The 16,966-nt window shown below is 48.6% G+C and carries 21 protein-coding genes; all 21 read left to right on the forward strand.

Going from position 1 to position 16,966, the window contains the following annotated elements:
- Nucleotide 1 precedes the first annotated feature (1 nt).
- The 21 genes from TBC1_RS08960 to TBC1_RS09065 all read left to right on the forward strand — a co-directional run bounded on the left by TBC1_RS08960 (nucleotide 2) and on the right by TBC1_RS09065 (nucleotide 16,936).
- Entirely contained in the window at nucleotides 2-328 is a 327-nt protein-coding gene (locus tag TBC1_RS08960) for a NifB/NifX family molybdenum-iron cluster-binding protein (protein WP_062041070.1), read from the forward strand.
- An 82-nt stretch (nucleotides 329-410) separates the two neighbouring features.
- Nucleotides 411-641: a DUF5320 domain-containing protein gene (locus TBC1_RS08965; RefSeq protein ID WP_062041073.1), complete on the forward strand. Its 231-nt coding sequence runs from the start codon at nucleotides 411-413 to the stop codon at nucleotides 639-641.
- A gap of 40 nt (nucleotides 642-681) precedes the next feature.
- Entirely contained in the window at nucleotides 682-1,194 is a 513-nt protein-coding gene (locus TBC1_RS08970) for a ferritin-like domain-containing protein (RefSeq protein WP_062041076.1), read from the forward strand.
- Between the two features lie 17 nt (nucleotides 1,195-1,211).
- The gene (locus TBC1_RS08975; protein WP_062041079.1) at nucleotides 1,212-1,925 is read left to right on the forward strand and encodes a peroxiredoxin; all 714 of its coding nucleotides are present in this window, start codon (nucleotides 1,212-1,214) and stop codon (nucleotides 1,923-1,925) included.
- 68 nt (nucleotides 1,926-1,993) lie between these two features.
- On the forward strand, nucleotides 1,994-2,374 hold the full coding sequence (locus tag TBC1_RS08980; RefSeq protein WP_062041082.1) for a NifB/NifX family molybdenum-iron cluster-binding protein: 381 nt from the start codon (nucleotides 1,994-1,996) through the stop codon (nucleotides 2,372-2,374).
- Complete coding sequence (locus TBC1_RS08985) at nucleotides 2,310-3,230, forward strand: damage-control phosphatase ARMT1 family protein (protein WP_082189541.1); 921 nt, start codon at nucleotides 2,310-2,312, stop codon at nucleotides 3,228-3,230. The genes TBC1_RS08980 and TBC1_RS08985 overlap by 65 nt, the downstream gene beginning before the upstream one ends.
- 1 nt (nucleotide 3,231) lies before the next feature.
- Nucleotides 3,232-3,975, forward strand: a complete 744-nt coding sequence (locus TBC1_RS08990; RefSeq protein WP_062041089.1) for a ZIP family metal transporter — start codon at nucleotides 3,232-3,234, stop codon at nucleotides 3,973-3,975.
- Nucleotides 3,976-3,982: 7 nt separating this feature from the next.
- Nucleotides 3,983-4,426 (forward strand): CGGC domain-containing protein, encoded by a 444-nt coding sequence (locus TBC1_RS08995; RefSeq protein ID WP_062041092.1) that lies wholly within the window; start codon nucleotides 3,983-3,985, stop codon nucleotides 4,424-4,426.
- Complete coding sequence (locus TBC1_RS09000; RefSeq protein WP_201781646.1) at nucleotides 4,419-5,303, forward strand: ATP-binding protein; 885 nt, start codon at nucleotides 4,419-4,421, stop codon at nucleotides 5,301-5,303. Before TBC1_RS08995 ends, TBC1_RS09000 begins: the two co-directional genes overlap by 8 nt.
- The gene (locus TBC1_RS09005) at nucleotides 5,300-6,175 is read left to right on the forward strand and encodes an ATP-binding protein (RefSeq protein WP_062041095.1); all 876 of its coding nucleotides are present in this window, start codon (nucleotides 5,300-5,302) and stop codon (nucleotides 6,173-6,175) included. Before TBC1_RS09000 ends, TBC1_RS09005 begins: the two co-directional genes overlap by 4 nt.
- 11 nt (nucleotides 6,176-6,186) lie before the next feature.
- Complete coding sequence (locus tag TBC1_RS09010; protein WP_062041097.1) at nucleotides 6,187-6,525, forward strand: NifB/NifX family molybdenum-iron cluster-binding protein; 339 nt, start codon at nucleotides 6,187-6,189, stop codon at nucleotides 6,523-6,525.
- A gap of 39 nt (nucleotides 6,526-6,564) precedes the next feature.
- On the forward strand, nucleotides 6,565-7,518 hold the full coding sequence (locus tag TBC1_RS09015) for a radical SAM protein (protein ID WP_062041100.1): 954 nt from the start codon (nucleotides 6,565-6,567) through the stop codon (nucleotides 7,516-7,518).
- Between the two features lie 9 nt (nucleotides 7,519-7,527).
- The gene (gene cobO / locus TBC1_RS09020) at nucleotides 7,528-8,046 is read left to right on the forward strand and encodes a cob(I)yrinic acid a,c-diamide adenosyltransferase (protein ID WP_062041103.1); all 519 of its coding nucleotides are present in this window, start codon (nucleotides 7,528-7,530) and stop codon (nucleotides 8,044-8,046) included.
- An 11-nt stretch (nucleotides 8,047-8,057) separates the two neighbouring features.
- Nucleotides 8,058-9,239 (forward strand): trans-sulfuration enzyme family protein, encoded by a 1,182-nt coding sequence (locus TBC1_RS09025; RefSeq protein WP_062041106.1) that lies wholly within the window; start codon nucleotides 8,058-8,060, stop codon nucleotides 9,237-9,239.
- A gap of 9 nt (nucleotides 9,240-9,248) precedes the next feature.
- Entirely contained in the window at nucleotides 9,249-10,604 is a 1,356-nt protein-coding gene (locus tag TBC1_RS09030; protein ID WP_062041109.1) for an FAD-dependent oxidoreductase, read from the forward strand.
- Nucleotides 10,605-10,690: 86 nt separating this feature from the next.
- On the forward strand, nucleotides 10,691-11,476 hold the full coding sequence (locus tag TBC1_RS09035; protein ID WP_082189605.1) for an Mrp/NBP35 family ATP-binding protein: 786 nt from the start codon (nucleotides 10,691-10,693) through the stop codon (nucleotides 11,474-11,476).
- Nucleotides 11,477-11,724: 248 nt separating this feature from the next.
- Nucleotides 11,725-12,360, forward strand: coding sequence for a hypothetical protein (locus tag TBC1_RS09045; RefSeq protein ID WP_062041117.1), 636 nt, complete (start codon nucleotides 11,725-11,727; stop codon nucleotides 12,358-12,360).
- Nucleotides 12,361-12,397: 37 nt separating this feature from the next.
- On the forward strand, nucleotides 12,398-14,359 hold the full coding sequence (locus TBC1_RS09050) for a hypothetical protein (protein ID WP_172668864.1): 1,962 nt from the start codon (nucleotides 12,398-12,400) through the stop codon (nucleotides 14,357-14,359).
- Between the two features lie 54 nt (nucleotides 14,360-14,413).
- On the forward strand, nucleotides 14,414-15,550 hold the full coding sequence (locus TBC1_RS09055; protein WP_062041123.1) for a hypothetical protein: 1,137 nt from the start codon (nucleotides 14,414-14,416) through the stop codon (nucleotides 15,548-15,550).
- 175 nt (nucleotides 15,551-15,725) lie between these two features.
- The gene (locus TBC1_RS09060) at nucleotides 15,726-16,391 is read left to right on the forward strand and encodes an HAD family hydrolase (protein ID WP_236695648.1); all 666 of its coding nucleotides are present in this window, start codon (nucleotides 15,726-15,728) and stop codon (nucleotides 16,389-16,391) included.
- A gap of 11 nt (nucleotides 16,392-16,402) precedes the next feature.
- Nucleotides 16,403-16,936, forward strand: coding sequence for a DUF1697 domain-containing protein (locus TBC1_RS09065; RefSeq protein ID WP_062041126.1), 534 nt, complete (start codon nucleotides 16,403-16,405; stop codon nucleotides 16,934-16,936).
- Nucleotides 16,937-16,966: the final 30 nt, after the last annotated feature.

The raw sequence follows: 16,966 nt of genomic DNA on the forward strand, positions 1-16,966 counted from the left end.
CATGAAAATAGCCATAACCTCAACCGGAAATTCGCCGGAATCATTGCTGGATCATCGATTCGGACGATGCGCCTTTTTCGTGGTTTACGACACGGAGAGCGGGGCCACCGAGTTTATACCCAATCCCCACAAAAATGCCGAGGATAGCGCCGGTCCGGCTTCCGTTCAAATGATCACCTCCCGTAAAGTAAACAAAATCGTTTCCGGGGAATTTGGCGCCAAAATAAAAGAAACACTCGACAGCATGAAGATACAGTTGATTGTCCTCAGGAAACCGGGGATTACCATTGGCCGCATTATTGAGATGCTGAATCACGCAAATGAATAACCGGTAATACGGTATTCAGGAAAATCAGCAACATCGCACGAAAGCAAAAACTGAAGTTTAACAATAAAAAAAGGAGGCTAAAATGCCAGGATTTGATCAAACAGGTCCGGAAGGACAGGGTCCTATGACCGGACGCAGAATGGGTAAATGCACCAACTATGGTGCCGGCCTGAAAAACCGTCCTGTTGCAGAGAATGAATCTGACGCAGAGAATGTTCCGGGAAGAGGCCCGGGCAGGGGCCGTGGCATGGGTCGCGGCAAAGGCCGTGGCCGCGGGGCTGGAAATCAGAACCGTTTCAGGGGTGGCAACTAACCTTATTCTTCAAACCATATATTCACTAAAATTTAACCCTATGGGAACACAAGCGATTAAAGTATCATCGGTTGACAATCAGCAACTGCTCGATATGCTGAATGCGGCGCTGGCCGAAGAATGGCTGGCCTATTACCAGTACTGGATAGGCGCCCGCCTGCTGGAAGGCCCGATGCGCTCGGAAGTGGAACCTGAATTGCTGGTACATGCAAATGAAGAGCTGAATCACGCGGTGATGGTGGCTGACCGTATTATCCAACTTGGCGGAACACCCGTAATCAACCCGTCTGACTGGACAAAACTCTCGCGCTGTTCATATGAAGAGCCTTCAGATCCGTACATTGAGGTTATCCTCGAACAAAATCTAAGGGGCGAACGCTGCGCCATTCAACGTTACCAGGAGATTGCGGACTTTACCAGGGGCAAGGACTATACCACCCACCAGATGGCCGTTTCAATTCTCAATGACGAAATCGAACATGAAAACGACATTGAAGACTGGATGAATGACATCCGGAGAATGAAAGAAGAATTCAGAAAAATCAGATTGTAAACTTAAAACCAAACACCATGGAAAACCAGAATCAGGAAATCATTCCCATGCCCCGCATCGGCGACAAAGCGCCTTCATTCAAGGCCGTAACAACCCAGGGCGAAATCAACTTCCCCGCCGATTACAGCGGAAGTTGGGTCATACTTTTCAGCCATCCGGCCGACTTCACCCCGGTATGTACTTCGGAGTTTATGACTTTCGCCCATATGGAGCAAAAGTTCAACGAAGCCAACTGCAAACTGGTCGGCCTTTCGGTTGACGGACTTTACAGCCACATTGCATGGCTGAGAACCATCAAGGAGAAGATTGAATACAGGGGGATGAAGGACATTGAAGTAAAATTCCCGCTGATCGAGGATATCACCATGGATGTTGCAAAAAAATACGGCATGATGATGCCGGGAGAGAGCAACACCAAAGCCGTTCGTGCCGTATTCTTTGTGGATCCCAAGGGAATCATCCGCGCCATTATTTATTACCCGCTGAGCCTTGGACGTAATTTTGACGAGCTCTACCGCGCATTGGTTGCCATGCAGGCCGCCGACGCTTTCAGCATTGCTACCCCTGCCGACTGGCGTCCGGGCGATGAGGTCATTGTTCCTACCGCCGGTTCGTGCGGCGTGGCCAAAGAACGCATGGAAAACCAGAAAGACATTAAGTGTTACGACTGGTTCTTCTGCACCAAAGCCATCAGCAAGGAAGAAGTTGAAAAAGCAGTACTCAAAAAATAACTGAAGAGAGGCAGCTGCAACGGAATGGTCGTGGCTGCCTCTTACAATCACTCGAAATGCTTATCTAAATGAAGAAAAAAATTGCTATTCCCATGGCCGGCGACAAACTGTCGGAACACTTCGGCCATTGCCAGTATTTCGCATTCGTGGATGTGGAAAACAATGCCATTACCAACATCAGCCGGATGGATCCGCCTGAGCATCAGCCCGGTACTTTTCCGCGCTGGGTAGCCGCCATCGGCGCTACCGATGTGATTGCCGGAGGCATGGGCCCCATGGCTGTCAATCTGTTTAACGAAGCCGGGGTTAATGTATTTGTGGGCGCCACGGCAGATATTCCCCGGAATCTGGTTACCCGTTTCCTGGATGGCACACTGAAACTGAATGCCAACTATTGCGACCATCACGGTGAACACGGACACCATGATCATGGACACCACCATCACTGATCCGGCGGTTTTCAATGACTTGCGATGTAAAGACTGCCTGTTGCGTTCGTACCATGCCCTGTTCAGAAAATTCAATATCAGCGAAAAGGTCCGGAATGAATTTCTGAATGCCTTCGATGAAATTGCGAAAACGCAGCACTTTGGATCAACGCCGGAAATGCAGCAGAAACTGAATGGTGTTTTCCGGACACTCACAGGCATTGCTGACGCTTTTGAAGCCGAAAAGTCAGAAAGCAACCGGGTGGCTGAAATGCTTTACAAAATCTGGCAGCCAAGGGTCACTGCAGCACCGGATCCGTTCCGCATGGCCCTCAGGCTTGCAATTGCCGGCAACATCATGGACTATGGCGCAGCAGACAGTTTTGACATTCATAAAACGATTGAAAGTGTTATGAATGCTTCATTTGCGGTTGATCACTCGGCAAAGCTGAAGCAGGAATTGCGGAGAGCAGCTTCGGTGCTTTACCTGGGCGATAATGCCGGGGAAATCGTCTTTGACCGGCTGCTGGTTGAAACCATGGCCCACCCCAACGTAAGCTTTGCGGTGCGCGGAGGACCGGCCCTGAATGACGCCACTATGAAGGAAGCAGAGGAAACCGGACTACACCGGCTGGCAAAAGTTATGAATAGCGGTTTTGACGCACCATCAACAATTCTGAAAAAATCAAGCAATGAATTCCGGGACACTTTCCGGTCAGCGGATCTGATTATCTCCAAGGGGCAGGGAAACCTGGAAGGATTGATTGATGAGAATGACCCCCGCATCTTTTTCCTGCTGATGGTCAAGTGTGATGTGATGGCTGAAAAACTAAAAGTTGACAAAGGGAGTTTTATTGTTCTAAACCAGGCAAAATAAAATGGAACTTATACAGGTTTTAATTGCACTGTTTCTGGGGAGCATCGGGAGCGTTGCCCTTGCCGGGGTTATGTTCTTTCTCAGCGATGAAAAGCTGAATAAAGTATCTACTTACTTAATGTACCTTGCCGGAGGAACACTTTTAGGTGCTGCCTTACTGGGAATGATTCCAAAAGCATTGACCCTGGAAAGCCCGGAAATAATTTTTCCGTCAATTCTTGGGGGAATATTGTTCTTTTTTGTACTTGAAAAAATAATCCTCTGGCGTAGTTGCAGAAATAAGAACTGCGAAAGGCATATGAATGCTGCAGCACCCATTATCCTGATCGGAGATGCTTTCCATAATGCAATTGATGGTGTAGTTATAGCAGCTTCGTTCCTTACTTCCACCGAAATGGGAGTATTTGTAACCTTATCAGTGATTTTGCATGAAATACCTCAGGAACTCGGAGACTTCGGCATTCTGATCAAAAGCGGATTCTCCAGAAGCAAGGCTTTCTGGTTTAATGTTTTAAGCGGAGCTTCAGCAATGGTATTCGGAGTTATAGCCTTTTTTACCCTGGATAAAATTCAGTCCCTGATTCCGCACGCACTCGCATTTTCAGCAGCAAGTTTCCTTTATATTTCGCTGGCCGATCTGATTCCCGAAATGCATCGTAAGACCAAACTCAACGACTCGCTCAGACAAGTTATACTTGTCAGCATTGGCATTTCCGTTATTTATCTCATTATCAACACAAAATAAATACCCGATGGAAAAAGTAAAAGTTGGCATCATCATTTGCGACAGATACAATACATGTGCCGGCGGCAAGTGTTTCAGGGCCTTAAAAAACCGTGAAGGGGCTTTTGCCATGTATAAAGAAAAGGAAGTGGAACTTGCCGCATACACTACCTGCGGGGGATGCCCCGGCGGAAACATAGAGTATGCGCCGGAAGAAATGAAGAAAAACGGCGTAACCCATGTCCATTTTGCAACGGGCTTTCTGGTAGGATATCCTCCCTGCCCGTATATGGAATACTTCAGGAGTTTTATCTCCGAAAAATACGGACTCAAAGTGATTATGGGAACCCATCCCATTCCGCAGAAATACCTGCTTACCCATCAGCAACTGAACACCTGGAATACGCCCTTTCTGAAAGAGGCGATTATACCAACAATGGCAACTGAATCCATCCGCCTGCAATATGATTGATACTGCCACCATAACCATAGCCATCGCCAGCGGCAAGGGCGGAACGGGGAAAACCACCCTATCCACCAATCTGGCAGCCCTTATTGCCGAACGTGAAGCGGTGGTACTCGCCGACCTGGATGTGGAGGAACCAAACTCGGGACTTTTCTTCCGGGCTGAACCCGTTCATCAGGAGGTTAATTATAAGGCAATTCCCCAATGGGATGAATCAAAATGCACCCTTTGCGGAATATGCACGAAAGTCTGCAATTATCACGCAGTAATCCGTCTGGGACCTTCCATCGTGGTATTTCCTGAACTTTGCCACAGCTGCTATGCCTGCTCCGAACTTTGTCCCGACGCCGCTCTTCCCATGGTGCAGAAAAGGACAGGAATTCTTTCGGAGTTCCGCGCAGACAACCTGCATTTTATCGAAAGCAGGCTTGACATCGGCGAAGAACAGGCCGTACCCGCCATTGCAAAAACCAAAAAGTACGCTGCTGAAAAGCATCCGCAGGTGCGCCTGATCCTTTACGACTCCCCGCCTGGTACATCATGCCCGGTGATGGAAGCCGTGAGGGATGCAGACTTTGTAATTCTGGTTACTGAGCCGACTCCCTTCGGACTTCATGACTTGAAACTGGCAGTGGAAACGGTACAAGTATTCGGAATTCCGTTTGGCGTGGTAATCAACCGCTACGGTACCGGCAATAAGGAGGTGGATGAATATTGCAGCAAAGAACAAATTCCGGTGCTGGCCAGAATACCTGACAGCCGGCGCATCGCCGAACTCTACTCGGCCGGCAAACTGATTTACAGGGAAATTCCTGAAATCAGGGAAATCCTGGAAGAAATCCTGAACACGGTAATCACCATGGCAAAAGGAGGCCGGAAATGAAAGAAATTGTCGTGATATCAGGCAAAGGCGGCACCGGAAAGACTTCGGTAACGGCATCCTTCTCTTATTTTGGCGGTGAATCAGTGATTACCGCCGACTGCGACGTGGATGCCGCGGACATGCACCTGCTGCTGAAGCCCGATTTTGAATATTCGGAAGACTTTTACAGCGGCCAAATATCAAGCATAGATCAGTCCGCTTGTATTCGCTGCGGCAAATGCGCCGATGTTTGCCGTTTTGATGCCATTCGGGTAAAAGACGGCGTTTACCGGATAGATTCCCTGCGGTGTGAAGGTTGCGGATACTGCGCGCGTGTGTGCCCGGCAGAAGCCATTATCAATAAAGAACGCCTTGCCGGGAAGTGGTTTATTTCCAATATCCGTACCAGGGGTAAAATGGTTCATGCCCGCCTGGGCACAGGCGCCGACAATTCAGGCAAACTGGTTGCCAAAGTAAAAAATGAGGCCCGTGAACTTGCCCTGGAAGAGCGCGCAGATTATGTACTCGTTGACGGTTCTCCCGGGGTGGGATGCCCGGTGGTGTCCTCTCTCTCTGGTGCCAACTTCGTTATAATGGTCACCGAACCATCCGTATCGGGGCTCCATGACCTGAAACGGGTTTATGAACTGGTGAAAAAATTCCGCATCAAAGCGGGTTGCATCATCAACAAAGCCGATATCAATCCTGAGCAACATCAGGCAATTCTGAACTTTCTTGCTGAAGAAGGCATTCCGCATCTGACGGATCTGCCTTACGACGGGCAGTTTACCAGGGCCATTACAGCAGGGAAAACCGTTGCAGAGTCCGGTTCTGTCAGATTGAAGGAACAGCTTTCAGCATGCTGGGAAAAAGTGAAGAAACTAACTGATTAAAACAATAAGAAATGAAAATCGCATTTACCGCCAGCGGGACCAGCTGGGAATCGAAAGTTGACCCGCGCTTCGGTCGCGCCGAATTTCTTGTAATCTATGATGAGGCAAGCGGAACGCTGAGCAGCATCGACAACAGTTCAGTAAAAAACGAAGCCCACGGGGCGGGAACGGCTACGGCGCAAAAAATTTTTGAAATCAATCCCGACGTACTCATCACCGGCAACGGCCCGGGCGACCATGCGGCAACGGCGCTCAGACATTCTAAAATGAAAATCCTGGTCAACGCGCATGACATGACCCTGAAACAGGCTTACGAGCAGTATCAAAAAGGTTTACTGAATGAGTTCTGATTAAAGGGAGTCTATCAAACCCCGAAAAAATCAACAGCAATGGAACATATTGTTTACGGGCCCGTACCCTCCAGAAGACTTGGCAAAAGCCTGGGTGTAAACAACATACCACACAAGGTATGCAGTTATTCCTGTGCTTATTGCCAGGTTGGGAAGGCCGTAAGCATGCAGGCAGGCCGGTCAGTTTTTTACAACCCTTCAGAAATAGAAATAAAAGTCAAAGAACGCCTGGCTGTACTTAAACTCAGTGAAAAGCCTGACTACATTGCCATTGTGCCGGATGGAGAACCTACCCTTGATCTGAACCTGGGCATCCTGGTCAAAAAACTGAAATCAACCGGAATACCTGTGGCCGTGATTACCAACAGCTCCCTTCTCGACAGAGAAGATGTAAGAATGGATCTGATGTCCGCAGACTATGTTTCTGTTAAAGCGGACACCATTGATTATGATCAGTGGAGATCAATCAACAGGCCTTACAAAACCCTTGAACTTGAAGACATATTGACCGGAATCAGAATATTCTCCGACAGTTTTAAAGGAAAACTTGTTACTGAAACAATGCTGGTAAAACATATCAATGATCAGGAGAATTCACTGAACAGCCTTGCAGACTTCCTCGGCCAGATCGGCCCGGACATTGCTTATATTGCCACTCCTACCCGTCCACCGGCATTTGAAAACATTATTCCGGCCGATGAAAGAGCCCTGACCATTGCTTTTGAAATCTTCAAAAGACATCACCTTAACACGGAGCTGCTCACAGGCTATGAAGGCAATCAGTTCAGCTCAACCGGAAATTTCAGCACCGACCTGCTGAGCATCACGGCCGTCCATCCCATGCGGGAAGAAGCCGTGTTTGGGTTGATGAGAAAAACCGGCGCTTCGCAGGATGATCTGATTCAGATGCTTTACTCAGGCAGCATCAGAAGAGTTGATTTTGACGATCATCGCTACTACCTGCGCAGCTTCAGCAAAAAAAGTAATCCTTAGCGCAAAATCATGAAACCAAAAGGATACATACACCTCTATACCGGAAACGGAAAAGGCAAAACCACGGCTGCCCTTGGCCTTGCCCTCAGGGCCGCCGGTGCAGGGTTGCAGGTTTTTATCGCCCAGTTTGTCAAAGGCATGCATTATTCAGAGCTGGAAAGCCTCGGGAGAATCCCCGAGATTAACATCCGGCAATACGGGCTGGACTGCTTTATCGTAAATGAACCCACAGAAAAGGATATCCGGGCAGCGCGCAAAGGGCTGGAAGAAGTAACGGATATCATCCGGCACCACCGGGCCGGTGTGGTAATTCTTGACGAAGTGTGCATTGCCCTGCATTACCGTTTGTTTGGCCTGGAGGAAATCATCAGCCTGCTGAAAACCAAACCGGAAGATATGGAGATTGTGATGACGGGCCGTTACGCCCCCGTTGAACTCTACGAATACGCCGACCTTATCACCGAGATGAAAGAGGTAAAGCATTATTACAACAAGGGAATTGACGCCAGAAAAGGCATTGAATTTTAAATCACTTAATAATGAACACGAAAGACAAAGGATTCAGCACCAAACTCATTCACGCCGGTGCATTCGACGATGAATTCGGGAGCGCAACCGTTCCCATTTACCAGTCATCAACCTTCCGCTTTAAAAGTGCGCAACACGGGGCCGACTGTTTCTCGGGAGCCAGTGACGGGTACATCTACACCCGCATCGGCAATCCGACCATCAGGGCTTTTGAACGCAACATCGCGGAACTTGAAAACGGATACGACGGCATTGCCACCAGTTCGGGCATGGGTGCCATCAGCAGTGTTTACATGGCATTACTCGGCGCCGGAAGTCACATCATCAGCTCCGACGCGGTTTACGGACCGGCAAGGGGCGTACTGGAGCAGGATTTCTCGCGCTTCAATGTTGAAGCCAGTTTTGTAAACACCTCCAACCTTGATAATATCCGCAAGGCAATCCGGCCGAATACAAAAGTGCTCTACATCGAGACCCCGGCCAATCCCACCATGGACATCACCGACGTTGCCGCCTGCGCGGAAATTGCCAGAGCACACAACCTGATCCTGGTGGTCGACAATACCTTCAGTTCACCCTACCTGCAGAAACCGCTCGATCTGGGCGCCGATGCGGTGCTGCATTCCATCACCAAATTCATCAACGGGCATGCCGATATCGTAGGCGGGGTGATCGTAGCGAAAGATCCGGCCATTTACAAAAAGATCAGGCATTCCATGGTATATATGGGCTGCAACATGGATCCCACCCAGGCCTTTATGGTGCTGCGTGGAGTGAAAACCCTGGCTATCCGCATCGAAAGGGCACAGGAAAATGCCATGAAGGTCGCTGAATTTCTTCAGTCGCATCCGAAAGTAGCCTGGATCAAATATCCGGGGCTGAAATCACACCCCCAATACGAACTGGCCTGCAGACAGATGAACGGCTTCGGCTCCATGATGAGTTTCGGACTGAAGGGCGGCTATGAAGCCGGAAAAAAACTGATGGACAATGTACACCTTGCCATATTGGCTGTTTCGCTGGGTGGAGTGGAAACCCTGATTCAGCATCCGGCTTCAATGACGCATGCCGCCGTCAGCCATGAAAACAAACTGGCCGCCGGCATCACCGATGACCTGGTAAGGTTCTCCGTGGGTATTGAAAGCGTGGAAGACATTATTGAAGATTTAAAACATGGATTATCAATAATTTGAAGAAGTACTATGAAAACAACTGATGTACTGATTATCGGCGGCAGTGCCGCCGGTATGGTCGCGGCCGTGACCGGAAAAAGTTCCTGGTCAGACAAATCGTTCACACTGGTAAAGAAGCAGAAAGACGTAATGGTTCCCTGCGGGATTCCTTACATTTTCGGAACCCTCGACAGCAGCCAGCTTAACATTATGCCGGTCGACAACATGATGGCCAAAGCCGGCGTGGAGTCATTGGTGGATGAGGTCATCGCCATCGACAAAAAAACAAAAACGGCAACCCTGAAAGAAGGCGGCATTATCGGGTACGATAAACTTGTAATCGCAACCGGCTCCAGGCCTGTACTTCCCAAATGGCTGAAAGGCGCAGATCTTGACAATGTATTTGTCATTCCGAAAGATAAAACCTACCTCGACAACATGAAGGAAAAGATCAACGGTCTGAAGAAGGTTGTAGTCATCGGTGCCGGGTTTATCGGCGTCGAGTTTTCTGATGAACTCGTCAAGTCGGGCCACGATGTAACCCTGGTGGAGAAAGAGTCATGTATTCTGTATTCAGCCTTCGACGATGAAGTTGCTTCCCGCATCGGCGATATTCTCTCGACCCGGGGAGTTAAAATCATCACCGGAAACGGCATCAGCGAAGTGATGGGAAGCGAAAAAGTTGAGAAGGTGAAACTGGAAAACGGCGACACCCTGGAAGCTGACGCGGTAATCCTTTCCATGGGGTACCGCCCCAACACGGAACTGGCTGTGAATGCAGGCATTTTTGTGGATGAGGGTGGATTTATCGCTGTGGATGAATATATGCGTACCCACGAGAAAGATATCTTTGCCATTGGTGATTGTGCACAAAAACGGGATTTTGTCACCCGCAAGCGGGTTCCCACCATGCTGGCTTCCACGGCCTGCGCCGAAGCCCGCGTTGCAGGCATGAATCTTTTCAACATTCATGTGGTTAAAACCTTCAGCGGAACCATAGGCATATATTCCACCGCCATTGGTGAATACGGATTCGGAACTGCAGGACTGATTGAACGCAGGGCACTTGAGGAGGAAATTTCAGTGATTACCGGCACCTTTGAAGGCGTTGACCGCCACCCCGGTAACCTGCCCGACACCCACAAGCAGATGGTTAAACTGGTTGTTGCCAAATATTCAGGCGTAATCATCGGGGGCGAGGTAATCGGCGGACTGAGTGCCGGCGAACTTACCAACGTAATCGGACTGGCCATAGAGAACCGTATGTCGGTCAATTCGCTGCTGATCTCACAAATCGGAACCCACCCCTGCCTGACGGCCTCTCCGGCGGCATACCCGCTGATCAAGGCAGCTGAAGTGGTGGCAACAAAACTTCGCAATCTCTGAACAAACTAACCAGCATTACTGAGGCTGTCCGGCAAATGGCAGAATACCCGAACCAGATCCGGCAGCCTCTTCAAAATCTTTCTGACATGAATGCGTTCGAAAAAATTTCACTGCCCGGGGTGAAGAAAATCATCGTTGTTGCCTCGGGAAAGGGAGGGGTAGGTAAATCGACCATTTCATCCAACCTTGCCGTCGCACTGGCCAGGCAGGGGTTCAAAGTGGCATTGACAGATGCGGATATTTACGGGCCTTCGGTTCCCCGGATGTTCGGGATTGAGCACCTGAAGCCCGAAGTGCACACAGAGGACGGGAAGGAAGTAATGACACCCGTGGAAAAGTTTGGTGTGAAAATTATGTCCATTGGTTTCTTTATTGAACGAAATCAGGGATTGATCTGGCGCGGCCCGATGGCGGCCAATGCCATCACCCAGCTGTTTGAAAATACCCGGTGGGGCGATATCGACTATATGATTGTGGATTTCCCTCCGGGTACAGGTGATATTCAGCTTACAACGGTTCAAAAACTGGACCTTCACGGAGTTATTCTTGTAACAACGCCCCAGGAAATCGCGATGAATGACGCGCGCAAGGCAGCGTCCATGTTTACCAATCACGAGCTCAACGTGCCGCTGCTCGGGATTGTCGAAAATATGTCGTGGTTTACGCCCCTGCAGCATCCCGGTGAAAAATACTTCATCTTCGGACAGGGAGGAGCCGCTTTACTGGCTTCAGAGCTTAAAACAACCCTGCTCGGGCAGATCCCCCTGGTGGCAGAAGTCGGGGAAGCGGCCGAGAAGGGACTCCCGGTCTACAACCTTCACGACCAAAGCGTTTCCAATGCCTTTGAAAAAGTCGTTGAAATGCTGATCTGATCATCTGAAACTGCATTTTAAAATACCATAAAATCCTGCCTTAATCAAGGCAGGATTTTTCTTTACCGTCCCATCCCCCCTAAGTATCACTATCCTCAGGGAACCTGGGGACATTAACGAATCCTTAACAATAAACTGAATAACCATCTGCAAATCTGCTTGTTTATCAATTATCCAAGTTGCATAAATCGTCCGGATACTACCGGTACAGGACATAAAATCTTCAACCGAACCCAATCAATCCTGATATGCAAGCATTCATTTCTTCCGGAAATCTCAGGTCAGGCTTTTTAGCGGCCATCATGCTGACAGCAGCCTTATTCGCTGCAACTTCCTGCAGCAAGGACAAAGACACAAATCAGGACGATACCCTCGGCACCACATCCTGGCCTTCCGAATGGGTACTGGTAACAGACCGGGATGCTGACAACTACCATTACATTTATTCGAACAATGCCATCATTCTCTACAAGGGCAGTGTTCCGAAATCATACAGTATCAAATCGCTGGCTGAAGAAAAAGACTGCTACTTTCAGTTCAGTCCGGTGGCCGGTGCAAGTAACAATGTATTCACCATCAGGTCCTATCAGAATCAGGATCACTGGTGGGGCATCTACAAAACCAATTCGCCTTTCGGTGCCGAGGAGTGGTATCTGGGTATTGACGAGGATGACGACTTTCCGGTAAATGACGAAAACCGCTTTATCCTTCATTTTATGCCCAAACAGGAGGACAAACTTACCATTGTGATTGAAAGTTATTCCAAAAGAGGGTTTTACCTTGAGTTTCTGGGACACACGTTCAGCGGAAACGGTCTTTCGTTCGTTCAATACGACAAGCCTGAAAAAGCAACGCATTTCAAAATGTTGAAGCCATTTGCATAAAACCATCAAGTACTTCACAAACTAAAAACAATCAGATATGCCAGGTCCAGCTATGCACCACATAATTGCCAATGCCCTCAAACAAAAGATACAGGCAGGCAACGGATTGGGAGGTAACGCCGATTATGCCAAATTGCAGGCGCTTCTATCCGACAGCAAAAATTTTCCTTACTTATTCCTGGGTTGTCAGGGCCCCGATTTCTTGTTCTTTAATACAAAGGACTGGAGTTCGCTGCCCATTGGAGAAGCGGTAAAAACGTACTACGAGATTTACGATTTCCTCGACAATTTCAAAGAGCAGCTTAAATCGCTGGTGCCACAACCTGTGATTGATGCCATTGAGGCGCTGGGCGCCGCGGCAGATGCAGTGGTTGAGAACTCGTCGACCCTGAGCGAACTTGAACAACTGTTTTCCGATATGCAGGCAGTGGTGGATGCACTTCTGGCCACCCTGATGGAAATGGTCAAAAAGTTTATAACCGATTTTAATGTGTATGATGTGCTGGGCCACCCCTACCGCGATGGGCAGACAAAGGGCGAATGGTGGTGGTTTGATGCCATGCATTACCGTAAAACCGGGCGCTTTGCCAAGGCTCTCCTGGAGAAAACCAGTCCTGATTCGCCATTGCACCTGTATGCCATCGGCTACCTGACCCATGTAAGCGGAGATACCGTTGGTCATCCCTATGTAAATATCAATGATGGCGGCGCTTACCGCACCCAATCTCAGCGCCATAAAACAGGAGAGAACTACCAGGATGTATTTAATCAATTCATACATAACGGCACCGACTGGAACCGTTCGCAATTACATGCTTTCTACAACTTCAATTTTAACGGAACCATAGCACCGATAGACGCAGAAGACCCTGTTCCGGATACCAATACTGTTTTACCCGGCGATCTTGCCGACCTGATTTCCAAAACCCTGAACGAAGTCTTTGGATCAGGTTCCGCCAACGACAACGAATACGGCAGGAAAATTTCGGCGGCCGATGTGGATGCCGCCTACAGATTGTGGTACAGGTGGCTGAAAAGTGCCACCGAAACGGGAACACTGCCCGAACCAGTACCCTATTCATTAACGGCAGAACTTGAAGAGGTTTGGGAAACCGCCATGGATAACTTAGGCGATATCGGCGATTTCCTGGAAGATGCGGCAGATATTGCAGGCGGTTTTAACATCCTGGCTATATTTATTATGCTTGCCGCTTTGATTATTGCTGCTGTAGCTGCCGCCGCCGCGCTGATTGATGCAGTACTGGGCGCACTGACAACGCTTACCACCGCCGGAATCCGCTATGCCGCCAGCCTGATTTATGAGCATTTATACAATGCCTTCCAAAACTTCAGGCTGGGTGTGTCGCTCAATGGACTTGCCTTCCCCATGCAAGAACACCTCGATGAGCCCAGGTTTGCCCAGTTTAAAAACACGGCCTTCAATGATCCTTTTGGCTTTAATGCCCTCGACCTGAAGAACACGCTTCCCAAACTGAAAGTGCTGCTTGATGGCGGAGGCCCGCTCGACCAATTGTTCCACCGCGAAAAACATCTGGCATATCCACCTTCAGGCCCAGCCGCCTCGGAACCCAACCATGCCATCGGAGCACCGGATTCTTATTTTGCACAAACCTCGCTGCACTATGCTTTTGGCCCCATACCGCTCGATCCAGACTTTATTGAGTTTCTGCGAACCCTGCAGGGCGACGAAACCAAACTCCGGAACTTTATAGTTGTGACCACACGCAAAAAGAAAAGACTGCCTCAATTAGGCAACAGCCTTACCCTTGCTGAAGAATTGTATAACGGGGTGCTGAAACATGCTGAGATTCCTGATTTCAATCTGGATGCCGACAGGGGCTATGGCTATACCTGCTGGACACAAAAAGATGCAAACGGCCAGAATTCACTGGAAGAACCCAAAGAACTTCTGCAGCATAACCAGCAAAAAAACGGGTTGCCCATTACGCCGGTGCAGCTTGACTTTATCGGGCAGTAACCGTAAGAAGCACCCACATGAATCAACATTAACATCCAACAAAATTGCAGCCATATGTCAAAAAATATTGAAGCGGCCAGAGAACTTCTCAATCGCTTAAAAAAAGAAAGGGACGGATACCCCAGGAAAGTCATTGGACGCATAACAAAATTATATACGGGCAATAATGACAACAAAAGGCCAAAGCCGGACACGTTTAAGGAAAGTTCCTTTATGTATATCCGCTCGTATAATAACGACACCGGCGTTCGCCCGTTTTCAGGTATTTCTTTCTGGAATTCGCCTGATATCAATATCAGCCCCATCAACAACCTGGGGGTTTATACCACAACATTGGAAGGGGGCATCTCATACAATATTGCCTGCAGGTTACACAACCGCGGCGACCTGATGATACCCTATCCAAAAGTGGAATTTTTCCTTGCTTCACCAACACTGGGGTTCAATACAACAGTGGCCCAATATCTTGGTGTAACGCAGTTGCCCGCATTGCTGCTCCCCGCAAGCAACATGGAAGCTAATTTCGTGTACAATGTTCCACCCGCCGAATCGGGTCATAAATGCTTGTTTGCCCGCGCATGGTCCTTTAGCCCGCTCGACAAACCTTTCGACCTGTTTGCGCTCGATCCTCGCACCGACAGGCATATAGCCCAAAAGAACCTCAATTTTGTTCCGCAGGCTACTCCATATATGTTTAATGTAGTGCATCAGCCAAATGCACTGGAAACCATTGTCTTCCGGCCACTTTCAAAAGATGCCGCACTTAACCTGCAGCATCCTGCTTTCAGGGATTGGAAGATCATGAATATTACCAGGCCCGAAATATTAAACAGAATAAAAGTGGAAATCGTGGGCAAACCTGCTACAAAGGTAACCCTTGAAAACGCGAATGGCACGCTGCAAATGAGATCATCAGGAAAGGGATTAAACCTTGACAGACAGGCCGCCATATTTAAAGAAACGGAAGCCATCATTCACAGCGTTAACGCAGGACGAAGCAGTTTTTCAGACCATAAAAAGGCGCTTGGCATATACAAGGACATGAACCGCAATGTGGCCATAACCTCCATGCAGATCGTCATACCCAAATTTGGACTAAAACCGGGATATGCAGCGGCATTTGATATTGTCAACATAAACCAGCTCAACGGACAAATAAAAGGAGGTATTACCATTGTTGCAATGGGGTGAAAACCATCAAAAGGCTCAGAACAGCAGCTACCCGGAATTGGCGGTTAAAGGAAAATCAGGCTTTTGTACTTTCAGATTTCGTGACCGGAAGATATAAAAGCTCCTAAAACAGCCCCTTTCGGGTAGCTGATTTCTTACCCGGAATGCAACATATCAACATTTAAGGCGTTCTCCAATGGGTTACCGGAAAACAATCATTCCTGAAACCTTATTGCTTGAAAATATCTATCCTATGCCTGCAAAAACAATTATTTTCGACTTCGGCGGCGTACTTGTCGACTGGAACCCCCGCTACCTTTACAAAAAAATCTTCTCCTCCGAAACCGAAATGGAATGGTTCCTTTCAAATGTCTGCACCCCTGAATGGAATCAGGCCATGGATGCCGGAAAACCCTTTGCCGTAGGTATTGCAGAACTGTGTGAGCAGTTTCCCGGAGGGGAAGCGCAGATCCATGCTTATTATGATCGCTGGCCCGAAATGCTGGGCGGTGAAATAACCTCCAGCGTCGGAATATTGTCTGAACTAAAAGCCAGCGGTTTCCGCATCTATGGCCTTACCAACTGGTCGGCCGAAACGATCCCATTAGCTTACAGCCGCTTCGGTTTTTTTCAGCAACTGGATGGCATCGTGGTCTCGGGCGAAGAAAAAGTGATCAAGCCCGATCCGGAAATATTCAGGATACTGTTAAAGCGCTATCACCTGAAACCGGAGGATTGTATCTTTATTGATGATAATCCTGAAAACATTACTGTTGCCAGTGAATTAAGTATAGATTCCATACACTTCACTGATCCTGAAATGCTTTTAAATGAATTAAGAAAAAGAGGCGTTTTATCCTGAAAGGATTGTGCATGAAGAGATACATTGCGCTGCTCCGCGGCATCAACGTCGGCGGAAAAAACCCGATACGCATGGCTGACCTGACAGCAGTGTTTGCCGAAGCCGGTTTCAGGGATGTAAAAACGTACATTCAAAGCGGTAACATTGTTTTTGAATCGCAACCTGAAAGTGAACCTGTGTTGTCTGAGATTATCAGCAATCGTATCAGCAGCCGGTTCGGGCTGACTGTTCCGGTGCTGGTATTTTCCAGGGGGCGGCTTCAGCAGATTTATAATCAGAATCCGTTTCTGACTGCCGACGGGTTTGATCACAAGCACCTCTGCATTACCCTGCTTTCCGGCATTCCGGAACTTTCCACAATTGCTCCGCTAAACGGAGAGGATTTTTATCCCGAGCGCTTCCACGTTATCGGGGACGCCGTTTATCTGTATTGCCCGCACGGATATGGAAAAACCAGGCTCACCAATACTTTCTGGGAAAAGAAAACGGGATTGACGGCCACATCCAGAAATCTGCAAACCATTCAAAAGCTCTGCACCTTATAAATAAATGGCTGAATAAAGCAAAGCCGGCAC

This window comes from Lentimicrobium saccharophilum, assembly GCF_001192835.1.
GTDB classification, from domain to species: Bacteria; Bacteroidota; Bacteroidia; order Bacteroidales; family Lentimicrobiaceae; genus Lentimicrobium; species Lentimicrobium saccharophilum.

Excerpts from the sequence above, each read along its gene's own strand:
- TBC1_RS09055 (WP_062041123.1), top strand. The coding sequence starts at position 14,414 with ATGTCAAAAAATATTGAAGCGGCCAGAGAACTTCTCAATCGCTTAAAA.
- TBC1_RS09035 (WP_082189605.1), top strand. The coding sequence starts at position 10,691 with ATGAATGCGTTCGAAAAAATTTCACTGCCCGGGGTGAAGAAAATCATC.
- TBC1_RS09045 (WP_062041117.1), top strand. The coding sequence starts at position 11,725 with ATGCAAGCATTCATTTCTTCCGGAAATCTCAGGTCAGGCTTTTTAGCG.
- cobO (WP_062041103.1), top strand. The coding sequence starts at position 7,528 with ATGAAACCAAAAGGATACATACACCTCTATACCGGAAACGGAAAAGGC.
- TBC1_RS08975 (WP_062041079.1), top strand. The coding sequence starts at position 1,212 with ATGGAAAACCAGAATCAGGAAATCATTCCCATGCCCCGCATCGGCGAC.
- TBC1_RS09025 (WP_062041106.1), top strand. The coding sequence starts at position 8,058 with ATGAACACGAAAGACAAAGGATTCAGCACCAAACTCATTCACGCCGGT.
- TBC1_RS08970 (WP_062041076.1), top strand. The coding sequence starts at position 682 with ATGGGAACACAAGCGATTAAAGTATCATCGGTTGACAATCAGCAACTG.
- TBC1_RS08985 (WP_082189541.1), top strand. The coding sequence starts at position 2,310 with ATGCCAACTATTGCGACCATCACGGTGAACACGGACACCATGATCATG.
- TBC1_RS09000 (WP_201781646.1), top strand. The coding sequence starts at position 4,419 with ATGATTGATACTGCCACCATAACCATAGCCATCGCCAGCGGCAAGGGC.
- TBC1_RS08995 (WP_062041092.1), top strand. The coding sequence starts at position 3,983 with ATGGAAAAAGTAAAAGTTGGCATCATCATTTGCGACAGATACAATACA.
- TBC1_RS09005 (WP_062041095.1), top strand. The coding sequence starts at position 5,300 with ATGAAAGAAATTGTCGTGATATCAGGCAAAGGCGGCACCGGAAAGACT.
- TBC1_RS08980 (WP_062041082.1), top strand. The coding sequence starts at position 1,994 with ATGAAGAAAAAAATTGCTATTCCCATGGCCGGCGACAAACTGTCGGAA.
- TBC1_RS09010 (WP_062041097.1), top strand. The coding sequence starts at position 6,187 with ATGAAAATCGCATTTACCGCCAGCGGGACCAGCTGGGAATCGAAAGTT.
- TBC1_RS08990 (WP_062041089.1), top strand. The coding sequence starts at position 3,232 with ATGGAACTTATACAGGTTTTAATTGCACTGTTTCTGGGGAGCATCGGG.
- TBC1_RS09060 (WP_236695648.1), top strand. The coding sequence starts at position 15,726 with ATGGGTTACCGGAAAACAATCATTCCTGAAACCTTATTGCTTGAAAAT.
- TBC1_RS09050 (WP_172668864.1), top strand. The coding sequence starts at position 12,398 with ATGCCAGGTCCAGCTATGCACCACATAATTGCCAATGCCCTCAAACAA.
- TBC1_RS09015 (WP_062041100.1), top strand. The coding sequence starts at position 6,565 with ATGGAACATATTGTTTACGGGCCCGTACCCTCCAGAAGACTTGGCAAA.
- TBC1_RS09065 (WP_062041126.1), top strand. The coding sequence starts at position 16,403 with ATGAAGAGATACATTGCGCTGCTCCGCGGCATCAACGTCGGCGGAAAA.
- TBC1_RS08960 (WP_062041070.1), top strand. The coding sequence starts at position 2 with ATGAAAATAGCCATAACCTCAACCGGAAATTCGCCGGAATCATTGCTG.
- TBC1_RS08965 (WP_062041073.1), top strand. The coding sequence starts at position 411 with ATGCCAGGATTTGATCAAACAGGTCCGGAAGGACAGGGTCCTATGACC.
- TBC1_RS09030 (WP_062041109.1), top strand. The coding sequence starts at position 9,249 with ATGAAAACAACTGATGTACTGATTATCGGCGGCAGTGCCGCCGGTATG.